Origin of the sequence: Pseudomonas sp. NFACC51, assembly GCF_900103575.1 — a bacterium.
GTDB classification, from domain to species: Bacteria; Pseudomonadota; Gammaproteobacteria; order Pseudomonadales; family Pseudomonadaceae; genus Aquipseudomonas; species Aquipseudomonas fluorescens_Q.
The window spans coordinates 69254-92856 of the sequence record NZ_FMXH01000003.1 but is presented as its reverse complement, the minus strand read 5'-3'; the positions used below and the strand labels follow the sequence as shown (position 1 = coordinate 92856).

General features: G+C 61.7%; 22 protein-coding genes and 2 pseudogenes. 11 read left to right on the top strand and 13 right to left on the bottom strand.

Going from position 1 to position 23603, the window contains the following annotated elements; genetic code table 11:
- Nucleotides 1–35 precede the first annotated feature (35 nt).
- Nucleotides 36–608 (top strand): xanthine phosphoribosyltransferase, encoded by a 573-nt coding sequence (locus tag BLT00_RS07275; protein ID WP_092148267.1) that lies wholly within the window; start codon nt 36–38, stop codon nt 606–608.
- A 54-nt stretch (nt 609–662) separates the two neighbouring features.
- Here BLT00_RS07275 and BLT00_RS07270 read toward each other — a convergent pair whose 3' ends face one another.
- The 6 genes from BLT00_RS07270 to dadA all read right to left on the bottom strand — a co-directional run bounded on the left by BLT00_RS07270 (nt 663) and on the right by dadA (nt 6795).
- A complete protein-coding gene (locus tag BLT00_RS07270; protein ID WP_092148270.1) occupies nt 663–2585 on the bottom strand; it encodes an acetyl-CoA hydrolase/transferase C-terminal domain-containing protein in 1923 nt (640 codons plus the stop codon).
- Between the two features lie 136 nt (nt 2586–2721).
- Entirely contained in the window at nt 2722–3135 is a 414-nt protein-coding gene (locus tag BLT00_RS07265) for a c-type cytochrome (RefSeq protein WP_063323817.1), read from the bottom strand.
- A 182-nt stretch (nt 3136–3317) separates the two neighbouring features.
- The gene (locus tag BLT00_RS07260; protein ID WP_003206841.1) at nt 3318–3866 is read right to left on the bottom strand and encodes a cupin domain-containing protein; all 549 of its coding nucleotides are present in this window, start codon (nt 3864–3866) and stop codon (nt 3318–3320) included.
- Between the two features lie 128 nt (nt 3867–3994).
- Nucleotides 3995–5068, bottom strand: coding sequence for an alanine racemase (alr, locus tag BLT00_RS07255; protein WP_092148273.1), 1074 nt, complete (start codon nt 5066–5068; stop codon nt 3995–3997).
- Nucleotides 5069–5165: 97 nt separating this feature from the next.
- Nucleotides 5166–5519: a RidA family protein gene (locus BLT00_RS07250; RefSeq protein ID WP_003206844.1), complete on the bottom strand. Its 354-nt coding sequence runs from the start codon at nt 5517–5519 to the stop codon at nt 5166–5168.
- Nucleotides 5491–6795 (bottom strand): D-amino acid dehydrogenase, encoded by a 1305-nt coding sequence (gene dadA, locus BLT00_RS07245; protein WP_092148276.1) that lies wholly within the window; start codon nt 6793–6795, stop codon nt 5491–5493. The genes BLT00_RS07250 and dadA overlap by 29 nt, the downstream gene beginning before the upstream one ends.
- A 155-nt stretch (nt 6796–6950) precedes the next feature.
- On the opposite strand from dadA, the gene BLT00_RS07240 reads away from it, so the two are divergent.
- On the top strand, nt 6951–7439 hold the full coding sequence (locus BLT00_RS07240; RefSeq protein ID WP_003206849.1) for an Lrp/AsnC ligand binding domain-containing protein: 489 nt from the start codon (nt 6951–6953) through the stop codon (nt 7437–7439).
- A 64-nt stretch (nt 7440–7503) separates the two neighbouring features.
- Here BLT00_RS07240 and BLT00_RS07235 read toward each other — a convergent pair whose 3' ends face one another.
- Nucleotides 7504–7857, bottom strand: a complete 354-nt coding sequence (locus BLT00_RS07235) for a YkgJ family cysteine cluster protein (RefSeq protein ID WP_063323814.1) — start codon at nt 7855–7857, stop codon at nt 7504–7506.
- Nucleotides 7858–8002: 145 nt separating this feature from the next.
- Between BLT00_RS07235 and BLT00_RS07230 the strand changes: the two genes are divergently transcribed.
- A complete protein-coding gene (locus BLT00_RS07230; RefSeq protein ID WP_092148279.1) occupies nt 8003–9316 on the top strand; it encodes an NAD(P)/FAD-dependent oxidoreductase in 1314 nt (437 codons plus the stop codon).
- Between the two features lie 117 nt (nt 9317–9433).
- Here BLT00_RS07230 and BLT00_RS07225 read toward each other — a convergent pair whose 3' ends face one another.
- Entirely contained in the window at nt 9434–9679 is a 246-nt protein-coding gene (locus BLT00_RS07225) for a DUF1127 domain-containing protein (RefSeq protein WP_063323812.1), read from the bottom strand.
- A 180-nt stretch (nt 9680–9859) separates the two neighbouring features.
- Here BLT00_RS07225 and BLT00_RS07220 point away from each other — a divergent pair, with 180 nt between their 5' ends.
- Nucleotides 9860–11293, top strand: coding sequence for an aminotransferase-like domain-containing protein (locus tag BLT00_RS07220; RefSeq protein WP_092148282.1), 1434 nt, complete (start codon nt 9860–9862; stop codon nt 11291–11293).
- 61 nt (nt 11294–11354) lie between these two features.
- Nucleotides 11355–12921: pseudogene (locus BLT00_RS07215) on the top strand (phospholipase D family protein).
- 120 nt (nt 12922–13041) lie between these two features.
- On the opposite strand, the gene BLT00_RS07205 reads toward BLT00_RS07215, so the two are convergent.
- Both BLT00_RS07205 and BLT00_RS07200 read right to left on the bottom strand, forming a co-directional pair.
- Nucleotides 13042–14184 (bottom strand): MFS transporter, encoded by a 1143-nt coding sequence (locus BLT00_RS07205; protein WP_092148288.1) that lies wholly within the window; start codon nt 14182–14184, stop codon nt 13042–13044.
- Between the two features lie 183 nt (nt 14185–14367).
- A complete protein-coding gene (locus tag BLT00_RS07200; protein WP_057449428.1) occupies nt 14368–15861 on the bottom strand; it encodes an aldehyde dehydrogenase in 1494 nt (497 codons plus the stop codon).
- 234 nt (nt 15862–16095) lie between these two features.
- On the opposite strand from BLT00_RS07200, the gene BLT00_RS07195 reads away from it, so the two are divergent.
- Together BLT00_RS07195 and BLT00_RS07190 are read left to right on the top strand one after the other, a co-directional pair.
- Nucleotides 16096–16458, top strand: a complete 363-nt coding sequence (locus BLT00_RS07195; protein WP_072343141.1) for a cupin domain-containing protein — start codon at nt 16096–16098, stop codon at nt 16456–16458.
- Nucleotides 16459–16623: 165 nt separating this feature from the next.
- Nucleotides 16624–16842 carry a peptidase inhibitor gene (locus BLT00_RS07190; protein WP_063323806.1) on the top strand — a complete coding sequence of 73 codons (219 nt, stop codon included), beginning with the start codon at nt 16624–16626 and terminating at the stop codon, nt 16840–16842.
- 90 nt (nt 16843–16932) lie between these two features.
- Here BLT00_RS07190 and rpmG read toward each other — a convergent pair whose 3' ends face one another.
- Both rpmG and rpmB read right to left on the bottom strand, forming a co-directional pair.
- Nucleotides 16933–17088, bottom strand: a complete 156-nt coding sequence (gene rpmG, locus BLT00_RS07185; protein WP_003177274.1) for a 50S ribosomal protein L33 — start codon at nt 17086–17088, stop codon at nt 16933–16935.
- Between the two features lie 11 nt (nt 17089–17099).
- A complete protein-coding gene (gene rpmB / locus BLT00_RS07180) occupies nt 17100–17333 on the bottom strand; it encodes a 50S ribosomal protein L28 (RefSeq protein WP_003177273.1) in 234 nt (77 codons plus the stop codon).
- A gap of 437 nt (nt 17334–17770) precedes the next feature.
- Between rpmB and BLT00_RS07175 the strand changes: the two genes are divergently transcribed.
- Nucleotides 17771–19360, top strand: coding sequence for an ABC transporter substrate-binding protein (locus BLT00_RS07175; protein WP_092148291.1), 1590 nt, complete (start codon nt 17771–17773; stop codon nt 19358–19360).
- Between the two features lie 91 nt (nt 19361–19451).
- On the opposite strand, the gene radC is transcribed toward BLT00_RS07175, so the two are convergent.
- Nucleotides 19452–20126 (bottom strand): RadC family protein, encoded by a 675-nt coding sequence (radC, locus tag BLT00_RS07170; RefSeq protein ID WP_092148294.1) that lies wholly within the window; start codon nt 20124–20126, stop codon nt 19452–19454.
- A gap of 144 nt (nt 20127–20270) precedes the next feature.
- Between radC and coaBC the strand changes: the two genes are divergently transcribed.
- From coaBC to BLT00_RS07155, 3 genes and pseudogenes are all read left to right on the top strand, one after another.
- Nucleotides 20271–21479: a bifunctional phosphopantothenoylcysteine decarboxylase/phosphopantothenate--cysteine ligase CoaBC gene (coaBC, locus tag BLT00_RS07165; RefSeq protein WP_003206865.1), complete on the top strand. Its 1209-nt coding sequence runs from the start codon at nt 20271–20273 to the stop codon at nt 21477–21479.
- A 5-nt stretch (nt 21480–21484) separates the two neighbouring features.
- A complete protein-coding gene (gene dut / locus BLT00_RS07160) occupies nt 21485–21940 on the top strand; it encodes a dUTP diphosphatase (RefSeq protein WP_003206867.1) in 456 nt (151 codons plus the stop codon).
- Between the two features lie 251 nt (nt 21941–22191).
- A pseudogene (locus BLT00_RS07155) lies at nt 22192–23595 on the top strand (phosphomannomutase/phosphoglucomutase); the annotation flags it as partial.
- Nucleotides 23596–23603 lie beyond the last annotated feature (8 nt).

Sequence of the window (23603 nt, the reverse complement as noted above, 5' to 3'; positions counted from 1 at the left end):
CTTCAGGCGCTCAAGGCGTCATCAGAGGAGGCTTCATGGAAGCCCTGCAGCAGAAAATTCGTGAACAAGGCATCGTGCTTTCCGATCAGGTCCTGAAAGTCGACGCGTTCCTGAACCATCAGATCGACCCACAGTTGATGAAGCTGATCGGCGACGAATTTGCCGCGTTGTTCAAGGACTCGGGCATCACCAAGATCGTCACCATCGAAGCCTCGGGCATTGCCCCGGCGATCATGACCGGGCTGAACCTGGGCGTACCGGTGATCTTCGCCCGCAAGCAACAGTCCCTGACCCTGACGGAAAACCTGCTGTCGGCCACCGTGTATTCGTTCACCAAGAAAACCGAAAGCACCGTCGCCATCAGCCCACGTCACCTGACGAGCAGCGACCGGGTACTGATCATTGATGACTTCCTGGCCAACGGCAAAGCGTCCCAGGCGCTGATCTCCATCATCAAGCAGGCTGGCGCGACCGTCGCCGGGCTGGGGATCGTGATCGAGAAGTCGTTCCAGGGCGGCCGTGCGGAATTGGATGCCCAGGGCTATCGGGTTGAATCGTTGGCGCGGGTGAAGTCGTTGGCCGGTGGGGTTGTGACCTTCATCGAATAACCCTGTGCCTCCTGTGGGAGCAAGCTCGCTCCCACAAGGGTCTTAGGTGGGTCGCTAAGGCGCAGTAGCCTTGAGCCCCGCCAGCAACAACCGCTGGAACAACTCCTCCTTCAGCCCTTCGGGGCTGGTCAGCTGCATCCGCCCCAAATGCCCGGCAAACTCCCAGGGCTCCGGCGCATCGAGGGCGGCCTTGCCCAGCTCCAGGATCTCGGTGAGCTTGAACTTGCTCTTGAGCCAGTTCAGCGCCCGCAACAGGTCTCGCTCTACGTCGTCAAAATCGCAGCTCAGCGGATACTCCGGAAACAGGTTTGGATGCCGCGCCTGGATCGCCTGCAAACGCTCCGAAGTGTTGTCGGCGAATCGCGGATCGAGACGAAAATCCTTCGGCAACTTACCGGCTTTTTGCGCCTGCTCGATCAGCCCCGGCTGGAAGCGTGAGTCGCTGATGTTCAGCAACGCCTCGATCACCGCGGCGTCGGTCTTGCCGCGCAGGTCGGCGATGCCGTATTCGGTCACCACGATGTCGCGCAAGTGCCGGGGAATCGTGCAATGTCCGTAGTCCCAGACGATATTCGAGCTGATCTCGCCCCCGGCCTCACGCCAACTGCGCAGCAGCAGGATCGAACGCCCACCCTCCAGCGCATGGCCCTGGGCAACGAAGTTGTACTGCCCGCCCACGCCGCTTAGCACCCGCCCGTCCTCCAGCTGATCGGCCACCCCGGCACCCATCAGGGTCATGATGAAGACCGTGTTGATGAAGCGGGCGTCGAGGCGCTGCAGGCGCTTGAGCTGTTCCTGGCCGTACAGCTCGTTGATGTAACTGATGCGCGTCATGTTGAATTCGAGCAGACGGCTTTTCGGCAACTCGCGCAGGCGCTCATAAAAACTGCGCGGCCCGAGGAAAAATCCGCCGTGTATGCAAATGCCGTCAGGTTGCGCCGCCTCATCGAGGGTACCGGCGTTGGCCCGTTCCTGGGTCGGAACATCGGGATAGACCTTGCGCCGGACGATTCCGGCCTCGGCCAGCACCAGCAAACCGTTGACGAACATTTCACTGCAGCCGTAAAGCCCTTTGGCAAACGGCTCGACCCCGCCTTCGCGCTCGATCAGTTGCGCCCACTGGCTAAGGTTCAGGTCCGCCAGCAACGCCTGGTAACCGGCGTTATCGGCCTGGCGCGCCAACAGCGCCGCCGTCAATGCATCGCCCATGGCGCCGATGCCGATCTGCAGCGTCCCGCCGTCGCGCACCAGGGTACTGGCGTGCAGGCCGATCAGATGGTCCTGGAAGCCCACCGGCATGTTCGGCGTGGAAAACAACGTGTGGCTGTCCTTCTCGTCGATCAACAGGTCGAAGGCGTCGATGCCGACTTCCGCGTCGCCCGGCATGTAGGGCAAATCGTTGTGCACCTGGCCGACCAGGAGGATGGTCTCCCCGGCCGCCCGCCGCTTGGCGATCATCGGCAGCAGGTCGAGGGTGATGTCCGGATTGCAGCTCAGGCTCAGGCGATCCGGATGCTCAGGATCGCTCGCCACCAACTGCGCCACCAGGTTCAAGCCGGCAGCGTTGATGTCCCGGGCAGCATGGCTGTAGTTGCTGCTGACGTAGCTCTGCTGGGCCGAGGCGCTGTGCAGCAGGCTGCCCGGCTGCATGAAGAACTGCTCGACTCGTATGTTGGGTGGGAGGCTGTCCTGATGCAGGTCGGCCAGGTAATCCAGTTCGGGATAGTCGCCGAAGACCCGTTCGACAAAGGGCTCGAGGAAGCGCTTCTGCAGACCATCGCCCAATTTCGGTCGGCCCAGGCTCAGGGCCGTGTAGATGGTCAACTGCCGCTCGGGCAGTTGTGCAATGCGCCGGTACAGCGCGTTGGCGAACAGGTTGGGTTTGCCTAGCCCCAGGGGCATGCCGAGATGAATATGCGCGGGCAGGCGCTCGAGCACGTCATCCACCGCCTGTTCGATTGAACACAACTGCACCATCGGACCCTCCTGGACACTCCATGAATGTGGGTTGGACCGAGCTTGCCGGGTCTTGGTTGCGATGAACAGCCCTGGAAAACCCCGGGGCACAAAAAAGCCGCTCGTAAGCGGCTTTTTTGCGCAAGATATCGGCGTATTACAGGCCGGACATCTCTTTGATGGCGCCCTTGAGGTCGTCATCCGAGCAATCGGCGCAGGTGCCCTTAGGCGGCATGGCATTGACGCCGGTAATGGCCTTGGCCAGGATGCCGTCGAGGCCGCCCTGGTGATCGGCGCGCTCTTTCCAGGCCGCCTTGTCACCGATTTTCGGCGCGCCCAGCAGGCCTGTGCCGTGGCAAGCGTTGCAATGCTTTGCAATCACGTCAGCCGGCTTCTTGGCACCACCCGCGCCGCCAGCGGCAGTGGCAACTTCCATGCCTTTGCATTCTTTCCCCTGGACGCAGACCTGGCCAACCGGTTCGAGGCGCTTGGCGATTTCGTCGGTGGTCGCCGCTTGGGCACTGACTGCCCATAGGGCCAATACGGTTGCTGGTGCAGCCAGCATTTTCATAATTAGGTTCACGCGTACACCCTCAATGGTGGCTAGTCACGCCTGCGGCCACGGTTTGCAGGCGGGCGCAAGTATAGCGGTAAGGCCGTCACACTGAAACAACCCCAAAGTCGCAAGGGTCTTGTTTGCAATGACGGTTACTTCCCTGGGCGCCTTTGCCGCAGGGGCCGGCGCCGCTTTTTCTAGAAATTGGCCGGCGTGGCTGCGCTGATCAGTCGCGCCGGCACGTCGAACGGATTACGAAAACGGTGGGGCTTGGTGCTTTCGAAATAGTAGCTGTCGCCCGCTTCGAGCACGAAGGTTTCGACACCAACCACCAGTTCCAGCCGCCCCTCCACCAGGATCCCGGTTTCCTCGCCCTCATGGGTGAGCATTTCTTCACCGGTGTCGGCGCCAGGCGGATAGATTTCGTTGAGGAAGGCGATCGCCCGGCTTGGGTGTGCCCTGCCCACCAGCTTCATGGTCACGGCGCCGTCGGAGATGTCGATCAGTTCGTTGGCTTTATAAACGATCTGAGTCGGTTTCTCCTGAAGGATTTCTTCGGAGAAAAACTCGACCATGGACATGGGAATCCCGCCAAGGACCTTACGCAGCGAGCTGATCGAGGGGCTGACGCTGTTCTTCTCGATCATTGAAATAGTGCTGTTGGTGACGCCCGCACGCTTGGCGAGCTCACGCTGGGAAAGGCCTTTGAGTTTACGAATGGATTGCAGTCGTTCACCGACGTCCAATGCTGGAGCCTCCAGGGAATCAGGTTGTGAGGAAAGTGAGCGTTATCATGGCGACAGCGTTCAGTATTTACAACACTTGGACCCGAATCCTGTGCGGTGAAGCGACTTTCGGTAGCCGACGCCGTACGTCAATGCCCGGAATAGAGCCGTGGCACCCGCCGCAGGTTGCAGAAAATCTGATAGGGGATCGTGTCGGCGGCCTTGGCAACGTCGCTGGCAAGGATGTTCTTGCCCCACAACTCCACGGTCGAGCCGAGCCCGGCCTGGGGGACATCGGTCAAGTCGACACACAGCATGTCCATCGACACCCGCCCGACCAGTTGGCTGCGCTGCCCATCCACCAGCACCGGCGTACCGTTCGGCGCCTGGCGCGGGTAGCCGTCGGCATACCCCATGGCGACCACCCCGACCCGGGTCGGTTGCGTGGTCACAAAACGGGCACCGTAGCCCACCGGTTCGCCAGCGGGCAATTCGCGCACGCAGATGATCTTCGACTCCAGCGTCATCACCGGTTGCAGGCGCGAGGCGACGGCGTTGGGCTCGTCGAAGGGCGTGGCCCCGTAGAGCATGATGCCCGGGCGCACCCAGTCGCTGGGTACCTGCGGCCAGCCCAGCACGGCCGGTGAGTTGCGCAGGCTGATCTGCGCCACCAGGCCCTGGCGGGCTTTGTCGAATATCGCCAGTTGCTCAGTGCTGCTGGGATCGTGCAGTTCATCGGCACGGGCGAAGTGACTCATCAAGACAATCTTCGCCACCTTGCCGCTGGCGAGCAGGCGACGGTAGGCCGCTTGGTAATCCGCCGGATGCAGGCCGACCCGGTGCATACCGGAATCGAGCTTGAGCCAGACCGTGATCGGCTGGCTCAGCGCGGCTTTTTCAATCGCTTCGAGCTGCCACAACGAATGCACCACGCACCAGAAATCGTGCTCGACGATCAACGGCAGCTCACTGGCCTCGAAAAAACCCTCCAGCAGCAGGATCGGTCCGCGGATCCCACCGGCCCGCAGTTCCAGGGCTTCTTCGATGCAGGCCACGGCAAACCCGTCTGCCGTGTCCTGCAGCGCCTCGGCGCAACGCACCGCGCCGTGCCCGTAGGCGTCGGCCTTGATCACCGCAAGGGCCTTGGCCCCCGTGACTTCGCGGGCCAATTGGTAATTGTGACGCAGGGCTTGGAGATCGATCAGGGCACGGGCAGGACGCATGGCGGCAGGCTTCTAGGCGGTCATGAATAAAAAACCGGTGCTGGCTGACAGCATGAACCACCAACAGCACCGGGAGAGGGATCGTTTGGGCCGGTATTTAAGGCAACGCGGCCACGACGGACAGCTCTACCAGGATCTCCGGTTCGCACAGCTTGGCTTCCACCGTGGCGCGGGCCGGGGCGACGCCCTTGGGCAACCATTTGTCCCAGACCGCGTTCATGCCTTCGAAGTGAGCCTCGATGTCCTTCAAGTAGATCGTCACCGATAGCAAACGATTCTTGTCGGTTCCGGCCAGGTCCAGCAAGCGCTCGATATTGGCCAGGCTTTCGCGGGTCTGCTGTTCAATACCGGCGTTCATGTCGTCGCCGACCTGTCCGGCCAGGTAAACGGTGCCGTTGTGCACGACAACCTGGCTCATGCGGTCATTGGTGAGCTGGCGCTGGATTGACATGTTTTGCAGACTCCTGGTGTTTGCTGCCATAACGGGAAATATCGAGGCCTTCGGCGCTGATCTGCGGCTTTTTCTTCGCCATCAGGTCGGCCAACAGGCGACCGGAACCACAGGCCATGGTCCATCCAAGGGTGCCATGGCCGGTGTTCAGGAACAGATTCTTGAAGGGCGTGGCGCCCACGATTGGCGTTCCGTCCGGAGTGGTCGGGCGCAAGCCGGTCCAGAAACTCGCCTCGGCCAGATTGCCGCCCTGAGGATAAAGGTCGTTGACGATCATCTCCAGGGTTTCGCGCCGACGTGGGTTGAGAGACAGGTCAAAACCGGCGATTTCCGCCATGCCGCCCACCCGAATACGGTTGTCGAAGCGGGTGATCGCGACCTTATAGGTTTCGTCGAGAATGGTCGAAGTCGGCGCCATCGCCGGGTTGGTGATCGGCACGGTCAGGGAGTAGCCCTTGAGCGGATACACCGGTGCACGGATCCCGAGAGGCTTGAGCAGTTGCGGCGAGTAGCTGCCCAGGGCGAGGACGTAGCGGTCGGCGGTTTCCAGCTTGCCGTCGATCCAGACACCGTTGATGCGGTCACCGGCGAAGTCCAGGCGCTGGATATCCTGGCCGAAGCGGAATTGCACTCCGAGCTTCTCGGCCATTTCCGCCAAGCGCGTGGTAAACATCTGGCAGTCGCCGGTCTGGTCGTTGGGCAGGCGCAAGGCACCGGCCAGAATGTCGGTGACATTGGCCAGGGCCGGCTCGACCCGGGCGATGCCTTCGCGGTCGAGTACTTCGAACGGCACACCCGACTCTTTCAGCACGGCGATGTCTTTTGCCGCGCCGTCGAGCTGGGCCTGGGTGCGGAACAGCTGGGTGGTCCCCAGGCTACGGCCCTCGTAGGCAATGCCGGTTTCGGCGCGCAGCTCGTCGAGGCAGTCACGGCTGTACTCGGACAGGCGCACCATGCGCTCCTTGTTGATCGCATAGCGGCTGGCGGTGCAGTTGCGCAGCATCTGTGCCATCCACAGGTATTGGTCAATATCGGCCGTGGCCTTGATCGCCAGCGGCGCGTGGCGCTGCAGCAGCCACTTGATGGCCTTGAGCGGCACGCCCGGCGCGGCCCACGGCGAGGCATAACCCGGCGACACCTGGCCGGCGTTGGCGAAACTGGTTTCCATGGCAGGCGCCGGCTGACGGTCGACCACCACCACTTCAAACCCGGCACGGGCCAGATAATAAGCACTGACGGTACCGATGACGCCGCTACCCAAGACCAGAACGCGCATGTTGATGCCCTCATCGCGGATAACCGCTGACGTTTGTTGTACATAGCTTTGATGGTCGCAGTGTAAAAAAGATCAGCCAGTGCTTTTCACTATATAAACGCCTATATTTGGCGAGAATTCTCGGCAAAAACCCTTTTCACGGAGGCGCATCACCTGTGCGTACCAACACCCAGACCAAACGTGAGCTGGACAAGATCGACCGCAATATCCTGCGCATTCTCCAGGCGGACGGGCGCATCTCCTTCACCGAGCTGGGGGAAAAGGTCGGCCTCTCCACCACGCCCTGCACCGAGCGGGTACGGCGCCTGGAGCGTGAGGGCATCATCATGGGCTACAACGCCCGGCTCAATCCGCAGCACTTGAAGGGTAGCCTGCTGGTGTTTGTCGAGATCAGCCTCGACTACAAATCCGGCGACACGTTCGAAGAGTTCCGACGCGCCGTGCTGAAACTGCCTCACGTGTTGGAATGTCACTTGGTGTCAGGGGATTTCGACTATCTGGTGAAAGCACGGATTTCCGAGATGGCTTCGTACCGCAAGCTGCTGGGGGACATCCTGCTCAAGCTGCCCCATGTGCGTGAATCCAAGAGCTACATCGTGATGGAAGAGGTGAAGGAGAGCTTGAACCTGCCGATTCCGGATTGAGCCTGGCTCCGGACCGCTTTCGCGAGCGGGCAGCATTCCCACGCGAAACATGGGAACGATCTCATTAGACTAGAACCTGCCGATTAGCAGCCATGTATTCATGAATCTGCTTTTCGACCCGCGGATGAATCAATTCCACCGGCCGCCGTCCATTGGGACACGGCAAGGTCGCCGTGGTGCCGAACAGCCGGCAGATCAGCGGGCGCTCGTCGTAGACGGTGCAACCGTCGGGCCCCAAGTGCACGCAGTCGAGTGCGTCCATGGCCGCGTCCTGTTCGGCCCGGGTCTTGCGGGGCAAGCGGGCCATTTCCTCGGGCGAGGTGGTCACCGGACCACAGCAGTCATGGCAGCCCGGTACGCACTCGAACGAGGGAATCTGCTGGCGTAGCGTGCGGATTTTTTGACTGTTGCAGCTCATCGAGGCGGTTACCGAAGGAGACGGTCCAGGATTCTGCCTTAAAAGCCGCGCACCAGACAGCGCCAGCCGACCGGTGTTGCCCAGTAAGGAATCGCCAGCTTATGCTCCGTAAAATTTCTCAAACACAAAAATCAGGATTACGCACATGAACGCCCGTGTTCAGCAACCTGTCCCGAGCCACGCGCACGCCGCCTCTTATTACGCCGCCAGCAGCCTGCCGCAACCGGACCATCCGCTGCTGCAGGGTGAACTGCTGGCGGATGTCTGCGTGGTCGGCGGCGGGTTCTCCGGGTTGAACACGGCCATCGAACTGGCCGAGCGCGGCATGAGCGTGGTGCTGCTGGAAGCGCACCGGATCGGCTGGGGCGCCAGCGGGCGCAACGGCGGCCAATTGATTCGTGGCGTCGGCCATGGCCTCGATCAGTTTGCGCCGATCATCGGCGCCGACGGCGTGCGCCAGATGAAGCTCATGGGCCTTGAGGCCGTGGAAATCGTCCGACAGCGCGTCGAGCGTTTCCAGATCCCGTGCGACCTCACCTGGGGTTACTGCGACCTCGCCAACAAGCCCAGCGACCTGGAGGGCTTCGCCGAAGACGCCGAAGAACTGCGCAGCCTGGGTTATCGCCATTCGACCCGACTGCTGCAAGCCAACGAAATGCGCAGCGTCGTGGGTTCGGATCGCTACGTCGGTGGGTTGATCGACATGGGCTCGGGGCATCTGCATCCGCTGAACCTGGCCCTGGGCGAAGCCGCCGCCGCGCAACAGCTGGGGGTCAGGCTGTTCGAGCAATCGGCGGTCACACACATCGACTACGGTCCTGAAGTGAAGGTGCACACCCAACAGGGCTCGGTCCGCGCCAAGACGCTGGTGCTGGGCTGCAACGCTTACCTCAATGGACTCAATCCGCAACTGGGCGGCAAGGTGCTGCCCGCTGGCAGCTACATCATCGCCACCGAACCCTTGAGCCAGGCCCAGGCGCAGGCGTTGTTGCCACAGAACATGGCGGTCTGCGATCAACGCGTGGCCCTGGATTACTATCGGCTTTCGGCGGATCGCCGCTTGCTGTTCGGCGGGGCCTGTCACTATTCCGGTCGCGACCCGCAGGATATTGGCGCCTACATGCGTCCGAAGATGCTCAAGGTGTTCCCGCAATTGGCGGATGTGAAAATCGATTATCAATGGGGCGGGATGATTGGTATCGGCGCCAACCGTTTGCCACAGATCGGTCGGCTCAAGGACCAACCCAATGTGTATTACGCCCAGGCCTATTCCGGCCATGGGGTGAATGCCACGCACCTGGCCGGCAAACTATTGGCCGAGGCCATCAGCGGGCAGCACAGCAGCGGTTTCGATCTGTTCGCCCAGATCCCGCACATGACCTTCCCCGGCGGCAAGCACCTGCGCTCGCCGCTGTTGGCGCTGGGGATGTTGTGGCATCGGTTGAAAGAGCTGGTTTAGTCCTGGATCCGGTGGCGAGGGAGCTTGCTCCCGCTGGGCTGCGTAGCAGACCTTCTTTTTGCGGTTGCTGCGCAACCGAGCGGGAGCAAGCTCCCTCGCCACCGGGTTCCTATTGCTTCAAAGCCGCCAGAACGGTTTGAGCCCCTCCTCCCGTGCCTGCTCCCGACTCAGCCCGATGTCACGCAACTGTTCGGGTGTAAGTTCCAACAAGGCCTTGCGTGTATGCAGACGATGCCAGAACAGGGCCCAGCGGTTCAGGCCGGACGGCGCATTGCGCAATGTCGCGCTGCGCAGCCCTTTCTTCCGCCCTGCCGCCAGTTCCTGACTGTGTAACGTCAGCCGCACATCGCTCAAGCCGTTCATTTTGATCGCTCCTGTTTACTTGGGTAGCCAGAGGTTTCATGATGCGCGGACGGCTTGAAGCGATACAGATTCAACCTATTTCTTTTATAAGCATACAGATTAGGCATTAGCGGCACTGAATTGCCATTTTCCACCCCAACTGTATTGGTTGCAGTTGCCTCATCTCATCGGGAGCGCACCATGACCCTCTACGTGAACCTCGCCGAATTGCTCGGTACCCGCATCGAACAGGGCTTCTACCGCCCCGGCGACCGGCTGCCATCAGTGCGGGCATTGAGCACGGAACATGGGGTCAGCTTGAGTACGGTGCAGCAGGCCTATCGCGTGCTGGAAGACAGCGGGCTGGCGATGCCAAGGCCTAAGTCCGGCTATTTCGTCCCCGTGGGCCGCGAACTGCCGGACCTGCCGGTGGTAGGCCGTCCGGCCCAGCGCCCAGTGGATATTTCCCAGTGGGACCAGGTGCTGGAACTGATCCGCGCCGTACCGCGCCCGGACGTGGTGCAACTGGGACGCGGCATGCCGGATATCCATTCGCCGACCATGAAACCGCTGCTGCGCAGCCTGGCGCAGATCAGCCGCCGACAAGACATGCCCGGCCTGTATTACGACAACATCTACGGCAACCTCGCGCTACGTGAACAGATCGCCCGGCTGTCGCTGGACTCCGGCTGCCAGCTGGGGCCCAACGACTTGATCGTCACCACTGGCTGTCATGAGGCCCTGTCGGTCAGCATCCGTGCCACCTGCGAACAAGGCGATATCGTCGCAGTGGATTCACCCAGCTTTCACGGGGCCATGCAAACCCTCAAGGGCCTGGGCATGAAGGCTTTGGAAATCCCCACCGACCCGCTCACCGGCATCAGCCTCGATGCCCTGGAACTGGCGTTGGAGCAATGGCCGATCAAGGCCATACAGTTGACTCCCAGCTGCAATAACCCGCTGGGCTACATCATGCCCGACGCTAATAAACGCGCGCTGCTGACCCTGGCACAGCGCTTCGACGTGGCGATCATCGAAGATGATGTGTATGGCGAACTGGCCTACACCTACCCTCGCCCGCGCACCATCAAGTCCTTCGATGAAGACGGCCGCGTCCTGCTCTGCAGTTCTTTTTCCAAGACCCTGGCGCCAGGACTGCGCATTGGCTGGGTCGCGCCGGGCCGGTATCTGGAGCGGGTACTGCACATGAAATACATCAGCACCGGCTCCACCGCGCCACAACCGCAGATCGCCATTGCCGAATTTCTCAAGGGTGGGCATTTCGAACCCCATTTACGCCGGATGCGTACGCAATACCAGCGCAATCGCGACGTGATGATCGATTGGGTCAGCCGCTATTTCCCACCGGGCACCCGGGCCAGTCGCCCGCGGGGCAGCTTCATGCTGTGGGTCGAATTGCCGGAAGGCTTCGACACGCTGAAGCTCAATCGGGTCCTGCTCGACCAAGGCGTGCAGGTCGCTGTCGGCAGCATCTTTTCGGCATCGGGCAAGTACCGCAACTGCCTGCGGATGAACTACGCTGCCAAGCCAACGGCCCAGATCGAAGACGCCGTACGCAAGGTGGGAACCGCCGCTATCGCGTTGTTGAACGAAACCCAGCGCGACGTCGTCTGAACTTTACCCAGGGAAGCAGCACCCAACAGCCGATCAACGTGAACAAGCGGAACGATCCTACGTGAGATCCAGACCGATCCTGCCTGCGCTGCTGTTAGTCGCCTCACTGCTGAGCGGCTGCGCCGGTCTTGATGTCACCCGCGAGCCCTCCCAGGCCTTACCGGCCGCCGAATCTTCGTTCGGCCGCTCGGTCCAGGCCCAGGCTGCCGCCCATGAAGGACGCTCGGGCTTTCGGCTGCTATCGGACAGCACCGACGCGTTCATTGCCCGGGCCGAGTTGATTCGCCACGCCCAAGGCAGCCTGGATTTGCAGTACTACATCGTCCATGACGGCATCAGCACGCGGATGCTGGTAGATGAATTGCTCAAGGCCGCCGACCGGGGCGTGCGCATACGGATATTGCTGGACGACACCACCAGCGATGGCCAGGATCAGATCATCGCCACCCTCGCCGCTCATCCGCAGATCCAGATCCGCCTGTTCAACCCGCTGCACCTGGGACGTGCCACCGGCGTGACTCGCAGCCTCGGCCGCCTGCTCAACCTTTCGCAGCAACACCGCCGGATGCACAACAAGCTGTGGCTGGCGGATAACAGCATGGCCATCGTCGGCGGTCGCAACCTGGGCGATGAGTATTTCGACGCCGAACCCAACCTGAACTTCACCGACATCGACCTGCTCAGTGTCGGCCCGGTGGCCGAACAACTGGGTCACAGCTTCGACCAGTACTGGAACAGCGCCCTGAGCAAACCCATCGAGCAGTTCCTGTCCCATCGCCCCACGCCCAAGGACCTGGCCAACAGCCGCCTGCGCCTGCAAGAATCCATGGAGCAGACCCAAAAGGAAAATCACGCGCTCTACCAACAGCTGACCGCCTACAAAACCCAACCGCGCCTGGACACTTGGCGCGATCAGCTGATCTGGGCCTGGAACCAGGCACTGTGGGACGCGCCCAGCAAAGTGCTGGCCAAGGACGAACCGGACCCCTCAACTGTTGTTGACCACCCAACTGGCCCCCGAGCTGACGGGTGTCAGCAAAGAACTGATCATGATTTCCGCCTACTTCGTCCCCGGCCAGCCAGGCTTGGTGTACCTGACCAGTCGCGCCGATGCCGGCGTGTCGGTGAGCCTGCTGACCAACTCCCTGGAAGCCACCGACGTGCCCGCCGTGCACGGCGGCTATGCACCGTACCGCAAGGCCCTGTTGCAACATGGCGTACGCCTGTTCGAACTGCGACGACAACCGGGCGACACCGGCAGCAGCCCGCACCTGTTCTACAGCAAATCCTACGGCGAATCGGACTCCAGCCTGCACAGCAAGGCGATCATCTTCGACCAGCAGAAATCGTTCATCGGCTCGTTCAATTTCGACCCGCGCTCGGTGCTGTGGAACACCGAAGTCGGCGTGCTGGTGGACAGCCCTGAACTCGCCAGCCAAGTGCGCGAACTGGCCTTGCAGGGCATGGCGCCAGCCCTGAGCTATCAGGCCAGGCTGGAGGATGGAACGCTCGTCTGGACCACCGAAGACAATGGCCAGACGCACGACCTGAACCGCGAACCGGGCAGTTGGTGGCGCCGATTCAATGCCTGGTTCAGCACGACGATCGGGTTGGAGCGGATGCTGTAGGGGCACCCCGCTGTTGTGGCGAGGGAGCTTGCTCCCGCTGGACTGCGAAGCAGTCCCGGCTTTTGCGGTTGCTGCGCAACCGAGCGGGAGCAAGCTCCCTCGCCACGGGGTTTGGTGTGCTCAGGCCGCTTGGGTCGCCCCGAACGCCCCCTGGCGCAACAGCAGGATCACCAGGCCAAACGCCCCTGCGGCCATGAACAAGGGCAGCGCATGCCCGCTGATCCACTGACTGCCCGCTCCCGCCACCAGTGGCCCGATCAGGCAACCAAGGCCCCACAGTTGCGCGACGTGGGCGTTGGCCCGCACCAGCGCATCGTCACGGTAACGCTCGCCGATCAGGATCAGCGACAACGTGAACAAACCGCCGGCACTGGCGCCGAACAGTACCCACAGCGGCCAGATCAACAGGGTATCGATCAACAGCGGAACCGCCAGGCTCGATAACGTCAGCGCCACTGCACAGCCCGTCAACAGCGCCCGACGAGACACGCGATCGGCCAGGGCACCAATGGGCAACTGCAACAGGGCATCACCGACCACCACGGTGCTGACCATCGCCAGCGCTACGTCGGCGGTGAAGCCCTGGCGCAGGCAATACACCGGCAGCAACGTGAGGATCATGGCCTCGAACGCGGCGAACAACGAGACCGCCCAGGCAATCGCCGGCAAGCCCCGGCAAAACGTCCACAAGTCGCCAAACGTAACGCTGCCGGCCTCGCTGCTCGGCGCACCGCTACGGCCCAGCAACAGTAAGGGTGCGATCAGCAGCAAACCGACACCCACCCAGAACCCGTAGTCATGAGCGGTCCCCAGCGCGCCCAGCAGCAGTGGGCCGGACAACTGGCTCAAGGCGTAGCTGCTGCCGTACAGCGCCACCAGTCGCCCACGCCATTTCTCAATGACCAGTTGGTTGATCCAACTCTCACCCAGAATGAACACCAAGGTCAGGACCACGCCAATCAACAGGCGCAGCAGCAGCCAGACCGGATAGCTGGGCAGCAGCGCCAGCAACCCGATGGACACCGCGCCGCCCCACAGGCACAGACGCATCAACGCTGCCGTGCCAAACCGCGCCGCCAGCCGGCTGGACACCTTGGCCCCGAGCAACACCCCCACGGCCGGCATGGCGGCCATCACGCCAATGGCGAACGAGCCATAACCCCAGCCCTCCAGGCGCAGCGACACCAGCGGCATGCTCACACCCAAAGCCAGGCCGACACTCAGGACAGACGCCAACACGGCGAAATAGGTCGCCCAACGCATTTCCACGCTCCTGTGGACAGTTATCAATCCCAAGCGCCACCCAAAACATTGTGGGAGCGAGCTTGCTCGCGATAGCGGCGCGACATTCAACAAAGTCGTCGACTGTCATACCGCGATCGCGAGCAAGCGCGCTCCCACAGGGGATGTGTGTCTACCGCAAATCTTCCGCTCCCACAAAAGGGATCAGAGTTTGATCCAGGTCGACTTCAGCTCGGTGTACTTGTCGAACGCATGCAGCGACTTGTCGCGACCATTACCCGATTGCTTGAAACCACCGAACGGCGCGGTCATGTCGCCGCCGTCGTACTGGTTGACCCAGACGCTGCCGGCACGCAGGGCCTTGGCGGTCAGGTGGGCCTTGGAGATGTCCTTGGTCCATACCGCCGCGGCCAGGCCGTACGGCGTGTCGTTGGCGATCTCGATGGCCTGCTCGGCGGTGTCGAAGGCAATGACCGACAAGACCGGGCCGAAAATCTCTTCCTGGGCGATTTTCATGGCGTTGCTCACGCCGTCGAAAATCGTCGGCTCGACGTACGTACCGCCCGTTTCCTCAAGGATGCGCTTGCCGCCGGCCACCAGTTTGGCGCCGTCGCTGTGACCGGCCTCGATGTAGGACAGCACGGTGTTCATCTGCTGGGTATCGACCAGGGCGCCGACATTGGTGGCCGGGTCCAGAGGGTTACCAGGCTTCCAGCCCTTGAGGGCTTCGATCACCAGTGGCAGGAACGTGTCCTTGATGGAACGCTCCACCAACAGCCGCGAGCCGGCAGTGCAAACTTCGCCCTGGTTGAAGGCGATGGCGCTGGCGGCGGATTCGGCGGCGGCTTGCAGGTCCGGGGCATCGGCGAATACGATGTTCGGGCTCTTGCCGCCGGCTTCCAGCCAGATACGTTTCATGTTGGATTCGCCGGAGTAGATCATCAGTTGCTTGGCGATCTTGGTAGAGCCGGTGAACACCAGCGTATCGACGTCCATATGCAGGGCCAGGGCCTTGCCGACGGTGTGGCCATAGCCTGGCAGCACGTTCAGCACGCCCTTCGGAATGCCGGCCTCGATCGCCAGTGCGGCGATGCGGATAGCGGTCAGCGGGGATTTTTCCGACGGTTTGAGCACCACCGAGTTACCGGTGGACAGCGCCGGGCCGAGCTTCCAGCAGGCCATCATCAACGGGAAGTTCCAGGGCACGATAGCGCCCACGACACCCACCGGCTCACGGGTTACCAGGCCCAACTGATCGTGCGGCGTAGCCGCCACTTCGTCGTAGAGCTTGTCGATGGCTTCACCGCTCCAGCTCAAGGCTTGCGCCGCGCCGGGAACGTCGATGTTCAGGGAATCACTGATCGGCTTGCCCATGTCCAGGGTTTCGAGCAGGGCCAGTTCTTCGGCATGCTGCTTGAGCAGGCCGGCAAAACGAATCATGGTGGCTTTGCGCTTGCTGGGTGCCAGGCGCGACCAGACGCCGGAACTGAATGTGGCGCGGGCGTTTTCGACCGCACGCTGGGCGTCGGCGACGTCACAGCTGGCGATCTTGCCCAGCAGGCGGCCATCGACCGGGCTGAGGCAATCGAAGGTTTCGCCGGACACCGCATCAGTGTACTCGCCGTTGATGAAGGCGCGGCCCTCGATCTTCAGGTCGCGGGCGCGTTGTTCCCAGTCGGCACGAGTCAGGGTGGTCATGCGTGTGTCCTCCTCTTATTGAGTACGAACGCCGCGCGGTGCGCAGCGCTCAAAAGTATTCTGCCCAACCAGCCTGGTTTCGGCACCGTTTTCGGCATAGGGCACCCGCCACCCTAAACCAGCGGCTGGTCATGTTTCAATATATTTGACACAACGCGGGCAAACGACCTTGCGATGTTCGTTTTAATAAACATAGACTCGAAGCCTTCCAAGCGATCACTGGGGATCACCCGCATGAGCATTCAGGACATCGTCGATTTCAGCCAGGCCAATACCACCGCCGAACGTTATCGCCCGGACCCGGCCAAGGTGTTCAAGGGCGACCCCGAGCAAACCGTGTTCAACCATTACAGCAGCCCCTGCGGGCAGATGAACGCGGGCGTATGGGAAGGCGCCGTCGGCCAGTGGACGGTCAATTACACCGAGCATGAGTATTGCGAGATCGTCCAGGGTGTTTCCGTGCTGCGGGACGACAATGGCAATGCCAAGACCCTGCGGGCTGGCGACCGCTTTGTGATCCCAGCGGGTTTCCAGGGCACTTGGGAAGTGCTGGAGCCGTGCCGCAAGATTTACGTGGTGTTCGAGCAGAAGGCTTGAGCCCCGCCGAAAAAGAAGCTGACACTCTATCGCTGGTAAAAACCAGCGCAGCAGATAAGACTGCTCACGGGCATCACGTATTTTATCGTCGCAACGGCACGCACAGGACGTGCGGCCAACCGACAGGTGAGCGCCCTGACCCTATCTCTATTGCAAGGAGGCAATATGCCCGTCGTACCCGATCAATGCGATCTCGCCATCGCCCAATACACCATCGGCCAAAAATGCACCCCTCAATTGCTTGAAGAGGTTCGCGCCTTGGCCAATGGAGCCCCCGTCCGCGCCACAGGCCCGAAATATCCGTCGAGCTGGGACCTGCGTCCGCGCCGGATCAACCTGCACACCGACGCCGACAGGATCATTGTCAGCATCAACTGCGGCTGACCCCCTCGTCGCTGACCACACAATCCGAGCGCAACAAAAAAGGCCCGTATCTCGCGATACGGGCCTTTTTCGTAAGAAGGGAAAAATCAATTACTTGATTTTGCCTTCCTTGTAGATCACGTGCTTGCGAACAACCGGATCATATTTCTTGATCTCGATTTTGTCCGGGGTAGTACGCTTGTTCTTGTCGGTAGTGTAGAAGTGACCAGTACCGGCGCTCGAGATCAAACGAATCAATTCACGCATGATTAGCTCCCTTAAACCTTGCCATCGCGACGAAGTTCGGCCAGCACGACACTGATGCCACGCTTGTCGATGATACGCATGCCCTTGGCAGATACGCGCAGACGCACAAAACGTTTCTCTTCTTCAACCCAGAAGCGGTGATGCTGCAGGTTCGGCAGGAAACGACGACGGGTTTTGTTGTTTGCGTGGGAAATGTTATTCCCAGTCACCGGACCCTTACCGGTAACTTGACAGACTCTCGACATGCCTCAGCCCTCTAAAACCACATGCCCAACCCGGCATGGGTTGGCCGCTTAATCTCTCAGTCATTTGGCGCCAGGCGCCGCGTTTCTTTAAGGGTCTTACCGGCTACACCTACAGTGAAGGAACCGGGCCCCTAGAAAAGAGCGCTGCTTTATACCAGAAAGACCACAGCGCAACAACAGCCGATGTGATTTGTCTTCATGGCGAATCATCGACCAACCGCCCCGGGCGGCGGGGGCAGAGGCTGGCACAGCACCTTACCGCTCGTCGCTGCATGCAGGTTTTTTTCACCTGTGGCGATTTTTAGTCCATCCACGCGTTGGCGCAGAGTGCCGGAAAATGCAAAAAGGGGATAGTCATTTAGCGGCGAGCCCACTAGGGTAGGCCTTTTCCAGACTGCACTCGCAGATGGGCCTTCGACTTGCACAGGAAACCGACCATGCGCCTCGCTGCCCTACCATTGTTGCTCGCCCCTCTGCTGATCACCCCACAGGCCTTGGCCGCCGCCCTGAGCGTCTGTACCGAAGCCAGCCCGGAAGGGTTCGATGTCGTCCAGTACAACTCCCTGACGACCACCAACGCCTCCGCCGACGTGCTGATGAACCGCCTGGTGGACTTCGATACCGCCGGCGGCAAAGTGGTCCCCAGCCTGGCCGAGCGCTGGGAAGTCTCCACCGATGGCCTGACCTACGTGTTCAAGCTGCGGCCACAGGTCAAGTTCCACCACACCGACTACTTCACGCCGCGCCGCGACCTGACCGCCGAGGACGTGAAGTTCAGCTTCGAGCGCATGCTCGACCCGGCGAACCCCTGGCACAAGGTGGCGCAAAGCGGTTTCCCCCACGCCCAGTCCATGCAACTGCCAGCGCTGATCAAGAAAGTCGATGCGCTGGACCCGTTGATCGTGCGCTTCACCCTCGATCACGCCGACTCGACCTTCCTGGCGACGTTGAGCATGGGTTTTGCCTCCATTTACTCGGCCGAATACGCCGATCAGTTGATGAAGGCCGGTACGCCGGAAAAGCTCAATAGCCTGCCGATCGGCACCGGCCCGTTCATTTTCAGCCGGTTCCAGAAGGACGCCTCGATTCGCTACAAGGCCAACGACGCCTATTTCGGCGGCAAGCCCCAAGTGGACCCGCTGGTCTTCGCCATCACGCCGGATGCCAATGTGCGCCTGCAGAAACTGCGTCGCAACGAATGCCAGATCGCCCTGTCGCCCAAGCCGCTGGACGTACAAGCCGCCAAGCAAGAACCTACGCTGAAGGTCGAGCAGACCGACGCCTTCATGACCGCGTTCGTGGCCATCAACAGCCAGCATCCGCCGCTGGACAAGCCTGAGGTGCGCCAAGCCATCAACCTGGCCTTCGACAAGGCCAGCTACCTGAAGAGCGTCTTCGAAGGCACCGCCGAAGCCGCCAATGGCCCCTACCCGCCCAACACCTGGAGCTACGCCAAAAGCCTGCCCGGCTACGCCCATGATCTGGCCAAGGCCCGCGACCTGTTGGCCAAGGCCGGCTTGAAGGAAGGCTTCCAGACCACCATCTGGACCCGCCCTTCCGGCAGCCTGCTGAACCCCAACCCCAGCGTCGGCGCGCAACTGCTGCAGTCCGACCTGGCGCAGATCGGCATCCAGGCCGAGATCCGGGTGATCGAATGGGGCGAACTGATCCGTCGCGCCAAGGCCGGCGAACATGATTTGCTGTTCATGGGTTGGGCCGGCGACAACGGCGACCCGGACAACTTCCTCACGCCACAGTTTTCCTGCGCGGCGGTCAAGTCCGGCACCAACTTCGCCCGCTACTGCAATCCCGACCTGGACAAACTGATCAGCGCCGGCAAGACCACCGGCGAACAAGGCGTGCGGGCCAAGCTCTACGAGCAGGCCCAGGCCCAGATCCAGCAACAGGCCCTGTGGCTGCCCCTGGCGCACCCGACCGCGTTCGCCCTGGCCCGCAAGGATGTGCAGGGTTACTCGGTCAGCCCGTTTGGGCGGCAGGATTACTCGAAGGTCAGGCTCAAGCCGTAAGCTGCAAGCTGCAAGCTGCAAGCTGCAAGCTCAAGAGCAGATCACACCCGGCTCTGAACTTGCGGCTTGAAGCTGACAGCTTGCCGCTGCCTCACATCCACCCATGCTCCGCCATCGACAGCGGCTCCCCATCGCCAACAATGAAGTGGTCGAGCACCCGCACATCGATCAGTTCCAACGCCTCCTGAAGCCGCTCAGTGAGCACCCGGTCGGCCTGGCTGGGCTCGGTGTTGCCGGAGGGGTGGTTGTGGCACAGGATCAACGCGGCGGCGTTGTGGGCCAGGGCGCGCTTGACGACCTGCCGGGGATGGACACTGGCGCTGTCGATAGAGCCGCGGAACAGCGCCTCGAAGGTCAGCACCTGGTGCTTGGCATTGAGAAACAGGCAACCGAACACTTCGTGGGGTTCGTGACGCAACATCGATTTCAGGTACTCACGCACCGCGAACGGGCTTTCCAGCGTGGTCTTTTCCCGTGCCCGTTCAGCCAAATGCCGACGACTCATTTCCTGAGCCGCTTGCAGTTGGGCAAACTTCGCCGGTCCGAGCCCCATATGATTACTGAATGTGATCTGATCGGCTTCAAGCAGCGCGCGCAGGCTGCCAAATTGAATCAATAGTTGTCGCGCCAGATCCACCGCGCTTTTGCCCGACACGCCGGTGCGCAAAAAAATCGCCAGCAGCTCGGCGTCCGATAGACTCCCCGCCCCTAGCGCCAATAACCGCTCCCGTGGCCGCTCGGCCACGGGCCAATCGCGAATACTCATGGCATCTCCCTGATTGTGGGCGCCGCTGTTCCATAGCGGTCGCTGTGATATCGTAGCCCATCTTTTTTGCAGGCGATTTGCACCCTGGCAGCTGCTGCCAAGGGGTTCGTCTTGCACTGACCACTGAAATCGAAAGGCAGGCCTATGCAGCGGCTGTATCGGAAACGCATCGTTCTGGGCGTCGGCGGCGGCATTGCCGCCTACAAGAGCGCCGAGCTGGTTCGCAGGCTTATCGACCAGGGCGCGGAAGTACGGGTCGTCATGACCCGCGGTGGCAGCGAGTTCATTACCCCGCTGACCATGCAAGCCCTATCCGGGCACCCGGTCCACCTGGATCTGCTCGACCCGGCGGCCGAAGCCGCCATGGGTCACATCGAACTGGCCAAGTGGGCCGACCTGGTGCTGATCGCCCCGGCCACGGCCGACCTGATCGCCCGTTTGGCCCAGGGCATCGCCGACGACCTGCTGACCACCCTGGTGCTCGCCACCGACGCGGTGGTCGCCGTGGCGCCGGCCATGAACCAGGCCATGTGGCGCGACCCGGCCACCCAGGCCAACCTGCAATTGCTCGAAAGCCGCGCCCTGAAAGTCTTCGGCCCGGCCTCTGGGAGCCAGGCCTGCGGCGATGTCGGCATGGGCCGCATGCTTGAAGCCACCGACCTGGCCCAGTGCGCCGCCGACTGCTTCCAGCGCCAGGCCCTGACCGGCAAGCACGTGCTGATCACCGCCGGACCGACCCAGGAAAACATCGACCCGGTGCGCTACATCACCAACCACAGCTCCGGGAAAATGGGCTTCGCCCTGGCCGAAGCCGCGGTAGAAGCCGGCGCCCGGGTAACACTGATCACCGGCCCCGTGCACCTGCCGACTCCGGACCGGGTCACGCGCATCGATGTGGTCAGCGCCCGGGACATGCTCGCAGCCTGCGAGGCCGCCATCCCCTGCGACCTGTTCATCGCCTCGGCGGCGGTGGCGGACTACCGCCCCGAAGTCGTCGCCCCGCAAAAATTGAAGAAAGACCCTACAAGCGGCGACGGCCTGCTCCTGCAAATGGTGCGCAACCCGGACATCCTGGCCAGCATCGCCACCCGCCCCGACCGCCCGTTCAGTGTCGGCTTTGCCGCCGAGACCGAACACCTGCTCGATTACGCCGCACGCAAGCTCAAGGACAAGAATCTCGACTTGATCGTCGCCAACGACGTGGCCAACCCGAGCATCGGCTTCAACAGCGAAGAAAACGCCTGCAGCGTGATCGACCGCCAGTTGCACGCCACACTTTTCGCCCAGACCAGCAAGAGCAAGATTGCCCGCCAGCTGATCACTTTCATCGCCGAACGTCTGAACCAGGTTTAAATGTCATGCACGCCCTACAAGCCAAGATCCTCGACCCACGCATCGGCAACGAATTCCCGCTGCCGCAATACGCCACACCGGGCTCCGCCGGCCTCGACCTGCGGGCGATGCTCAAGCAGGACACGATCCTGGAGCCGGGCCAGACCCTGCTGATTCCTACCGGCCTGTCGGTGTACATCGGCGATCCTGGCCTGGCCGCGCTGATCCTGCCGCGCTCGGGTCTGGGCCATAAGCACGGCATCGTGCTGGGCAACCTGGTGGGCCTGATCGACTCCGACTATCAAGGCGAACTGATGGTGTCGTGCTGGAACCGCGGCCAAACAGCCTTCAACATTGCCGTGGGCGAACGCATCGCGCAGCTGGTGCTGGTGCCGGTGGTCCAGGCCCACTTCGAACTGGTCGAAGAATTCGACGAAAGCCAGCGTGGCGCGGGTGGTTTTGGGCATTCCGGCAGCCATTGACCGGTGTTTTCAAGCCGGGCGTCCTGCCCGGCCCGTTTGTGAAGCTTGTGTTTCAGGACAAAAAATGCGCAGTGGCTTTCTGCTAGGTTTCCCATCCGGAATCAACGTATTAGGCGAGCGAGGCCGGGGTAACGCTGTCTCATGGCATTTTCCCACCACGAACTCTCTGTCAAAAACGCCGTCATACCCTTCAGCTTGAGCCTGCCGACGCGACCCGCCGGCCTGTCCAGTCACTTTCCTGATAGAGCGCCCCGCCCATGAACACCCCAGCCGCAATCGCCCCGATCTTCCCTGACAGTATCTTCCGCGCCTACGACATCCGTGGCGTGGTACCGGAAACCCTCACCGCCGAAACCGCCTACTGGATCGGCCGGGCCATTGGCTCCCAGAGCCTGGCCCAGGGCGAACCGAACGTGTGTGTCGGCCGTGATGGCCGCTTGTCGGGGCCTGAGCTGGTCGAACAACTGATAAAAGGCGTCGCCGACAGTGGCTGCCACGTCAGCGACGTGGGCCTGGTGCCGACCCCGGCGCTGTATTACGCCGCCAACGTGTTGGCCGGCAAGTCCGGGGTGATGCTCACCGGCAGCCACAACCCATCGAACTACAACGGCTTCAAGATCGTCATCGCTGGCGACACCCTTGCCAACGAGCAGATCCAGGCCCTGCACACCCGCCTCAAGACCAACGACCTGAGCAGCGGCCAGGGCAGCATCACCAAAGTCGATATCCTCGAACGCTACAACGACGAAATCGTCAAGGACGTGAAACTCGCTCGTCGCCTGAAAGTGGTGGTCGACTGCGGCAACGGCGCGGCTGGCGTGATCGCCCCGCAACTGATCGAAGCCCTGAACTGCGAAGTCATCCCGCTGTTCTGCGACGTGGATGGCAACTTCCCTAACCACCACCCGGATCCGGGCAAGCTGGAAAACCTTGAAGACCTGATCGCCAAGGTCAAGGAAACCAACGCCGACCTGGGCCTGGCCTTCGACGGCGACGGCGACCGCGTGGGCGTGGTGACCAATACCGGCAGCGTGGTGTTCCCCGACCGCCTGCTGATGCTGTTTGCCAAGGACGTGGTAGCGCGCAATCCGAACGCCGAAATCATCTTTGACGTTAAATGCACCCGTCGCCTGGTGCCGTTGATCAAGGAGTACGGCGGTCGTCCACTGATGTGGAAAACCGGCCATTCGCTGATCAAGAAGAAAATGAAACAAAGCGGCGCCCTGCTGGCCGGCGAAATGAGCGGCCACATCTTCTTCAAGGAGCGCTGGTTCGGTTTTGACGACGGCATCTACAGCGCCGCGCGCCTGCTGGAAATCCTCAGCAAGGAGAAATCCAGCGCCGAAGAGCTGTTCGCGACCTTCCCGAACGATATTTCTACGCCAGAAATCAATATCCATGTGACCGAAGAGAGCAAATTCAGCATCATTGATGCACTGCACGACGCTCAATGGGGCGAAGGCGCCGAACTGACCACCATCGATGGTGTGCGGGTCGACTATCCCCACGGCTGGGGCCTGGTTCGCGCATCCAACACCACACCGGTGCTGGTACTGCGTTTCGAGGCCGACAACGAGGCCGAACTGCAGCGCATCAAGGATGTGTTCCACACCCAACTCAAACGTGTTGCACCTGATCTCCAACTACCGTTTTGATTTTTTGA

Bases quoted from the DNA above. Each gene is read 5' to 3' on its own strand.
- BLT00_RS07275 (WP_092148267.1), top strand. From the start codon at position 36: ATGGAAGCCCTGCAGCAGAAAATTCGTGAACAAGGCATCGTGCTTTCC.
- BLT00_RS07270 (WP_092148270.1), bottom strand. From the start codon at position 2,585: ATGGTGCAGTTGTGTTCAATCGAACAGGCGGTGGATGACGTGCTCGAG.
- BLT00_RS07265 (WP_063323817.1), bottom strand. From the start codon at position 3,135: ATGAAAATGCTGGCTGCACCAGCAACCGTATTGGCCCTATGGGCAGTC.
- alr (WP_092148273.1), bottom strand. From the start codon at position 5,068: ATGCGTCCTGCCCGTGCCCTGATCGATCTCCAAGCCCTGCGTCACAAT.
- BLT00_RS07250 (WP_003206844.1), bottom strand. From the start codon at position 5,519: ATGTCAATCCAGCGCCAGCTCACCAATGACCGCATGAGCCAGGTTGTC.
- dadA (WP_092148276.1), bottom strand. From the start codon at position 6,795: ATGCGCGTTCTGGTCTTGGGTAGCGGCGTCATCGGTACCGTCAGTGCT.
- BLT00_RS07235 (WP_063323814.1), bottom strand. From the start codon at position 7,857: ATGAGCTGCAACAGTCAAAAAATCCGCACGCTACGCCAGCAGATTCCC.
- BLT00_RS07230 (WP_092148279.1), top strand. From the start codon at position 8,003: ATGAACGCCCGTGTTCAGCAACCTGTCCCGAGCCACGCGCACGCCGCC.
- BLT00_RS07225 (WP_063323812.1), bottom strand. From the start codon at position 9,679: ATGAACGGCTTGAGCGATGTGCGGCTGACGTTACACAGTCAGGAACTG.
- BLT00_RS07220 (WP_092148282.1), top strand. From the start codon at position 9,860: ATGACCCTCTACGTGAACCTCGCCGAATTGCTCGGTACCCGCATCGAA.
- BLT00_RS07205 (WP_092148288.1), bottom strand. From the start codon at position 14,184: ATGCGTTGGGCGACCTATTTCGCCGTGTTGGCGTCTGTCCTGAGTGTC.
- BLT00_RS07200 (WP_057449428.1), bottom strand. From the start codon at position 15,861: ATGACCACCCTGACTCGTGCCGACTGGGAACAACGCGCCCGCGACCTG.
- BLT00_RS07195 (WP_072343141.1), top strand. From the start codon at position 16,096: ATGAGCATTCAGGACATCGTCGATTTCAGCCAGGCCAATACCACCGCC.
- BLT00_RS07190 (WP_063323806.1), top strand. From the start codon at position 16,624: ATGCCCGTCGTACCCGATCAATGCGATCTCGCCATCGCCCAATACACC.
- rpmG (WP_003177274.1), bottom strand. From the start codon at position 17,088: ATGCGTGAATTGATTCGTTTGATCTCGAGCGCCGGTACTGGTCACTTC.
- rpmB (WP_003177273.1), bottom strand. From the start codon at position 17,333: ATGTCGAGAGTCTGTCAAGTTACCGGTAAGGGTCCGGTGACTGGGAAT.
- BLT00_RS07175 (WP_092148291.1), top strand. From the start codon at position 17,771: ATGCGCCTCGCTGCCCTACCATTGTTGCTCGCCCCTCTGCTGATCACC.
- radC (WP_092148294.1), bottom strand. From the start codon at position 20,126: ATGAGTATTCGCGATTGGCCCGTGGCCGAGCGGCCACGGGAGCGGTTA.
- coaBC (WP_003206865.1), top strand. From the start codon at position 20,271: ATGCAGCGGCTGTATCGGAAACGCATCGTTCTGGGCGTCGGCGGCGGC.
- dut (WP_003206867.1), top strand. From the start codon at position 21,485: ATGCACGCCCTACAAGCCAAGATCCTCGACCCACGCATCGGCAACGAA.